The organism is Arthrobacter sp. TB 26 (assembly GCF_000427315.1).
In the GTDB taxonomy this organism is placed as follows: domain Bacteria; phylum Actinomycetota; class Actinomycetes; order Actinomycetales; family Micrococcaceae; genus Arthrobacter.
Genome location: NZ_AUPJ01000087.1, coordinates 22,903 through 24,279, shown reverse-complemented (window position 1 = coordinate 24,279; position 1,377 = coordinate 22,903). Strand labels below are relative to the sequence as shown.

General features: G+C 69.7%; 2 protein-coding genes and 1 pseudogene (1 of these 3 only partly in view). All 3 read right to left on the bottom strand.

Annotated features, from left to right (window positions below):
- Positions 1–200: pseudogene (locus tag K789_RS22065) on the bottom strand (MFS transporter) (it extends 1,179 nt beyond the left edge of the window).
- 187 nt (positions 201–387) lie between these two features.
- Positions 388–987, bottom strand: a complete 600-nt coding sequence (locus tag K789_RS0102070; protein ID WP_024365294.1) for a class I SAM-dependent methyltransferase — start codon at positions 985–987, stop codon at positions 388–390.
- 44 nt (positions 988–1,031) lie between these two features.
- Entirely contained in the window at positions 1,032–1,340 is a 309-nt protein-coding gene (locus K789_RS25785) for a hypothetical protein (protein WP_237739481.1), read from the bottom strand.
- Positions 1,341–1,377: the final 37 nt, after the last annotated feature.

The following is a 1,377-nucleotide window of genomic DNA, read 5'->3' as shown; positions in this document are numbered from 1 at the left end:
TGGCCCGCGGCGGAGGTGAGATAGAAGGAAGTGATCACCCAGGTGACGGTGGCGACGTCGAGCCCGAAATCTGCGCGCAGCACCACAAGCGCGACGGCGATCATCGAGGAGTTCAGCGGGTTCAGGGCCGTGCCCAGGCTGAGACCTGCGACGGCGAGGCCCGTCCGGGGAGAGTTGCTCACGGCAACAGTCTGTCCCATGGTGCCAGCCAAAATCGAACCGGAGGACACCTGCCGGCAGCGGCGGTCGTACAACTCCGGGGGTCAGTGCGTCACGCCCCGCAGGCTTTTGGCCGAGCCGCAGCCCGGATTTCGCGGAAAGCCGGGGAAGTCCCTGCGACCGGGGCGGAAAAGACTGCGTCCCGTGACGCCTGCGGGGGTCAGCGAGTCACGGCTTGCGGGCGATCACATCGAAAATATGCCAGTGCTTGGGGCCCCGGAACGACTGGCCGTCGGCGTCGTACACCTCGAATTTCAGGATCGCCAGTCCGTCGAAGAGCTGCCGCGCCTCGGCTTCGGTGTGGAAATTCCATTCCGGGACGTCCGCCCAGGAATCCCGGTCGCCGAACAGGTTCACCGCCACCATGGCCGGGCGCCGGAGGGCGTTCAGCATCAGCGCCCAGAACCCGCCGAACTTGTCCGGATGGATGAACGGCAGCGAATAGCCGGCGAAAATGAGGTCTGCTTCCGGGAGCCCACGGAGATCCTGGAACGCCCGTACCTCGATGCTGAGCCGGCCGTCCGCGTCCGGGGCGATCCCCAGTAGCCGTTCCCTGGTGTCCGGCAGCGAGTCCACGGCGTGCACCTGCCAGCCGCCGTTCAGCAGGGCCAGCGTTTCCTTGCCCGCGCCGCACCCCAGATCGATGGCCCCGCGGCCGGTGCCCGGACCGGCAAGCGCCATGGCCTCGAGACACAGCGGGCGCACGGAACGCGTCGCCTGGGCCGCGTTGTAGTCCGCCCAGACTTTGCTGTCCGCGAGGCTTTCCACAGGTCCATTTTTCCACTCCCGCGGCGGCGAAGCCACGTCCCGGCTCAGGCCGAGACGTGCGCCGCGGCCCGATGCCCCCAGGCCAGCTCGCGGAGCCGGACCAGGTCCAGCGCCGGCTGGGCGGGCGGGACACCCGGACGGTGCCGTGGAACGAGGACCCGCAGGGCGCCGGGTTCGATGGTGCACCGCACCGGGGTGGGAATCAGCAGCGCCTCGCCGTCCACTCCGACGGGGATCTCGGGCACGTCGGCGTCGACCACCACCTCCACACCGGTGCGCTGGATCAGGCCGCGCTTCGTCGCCCGTCGCAGCAGGCCGACGGCCTCACGGGTACTGGAGGCGGAGAGTGCCACCGCGCCGAGCACTCCGCGGTCGAGCCGGGTGCGGCGG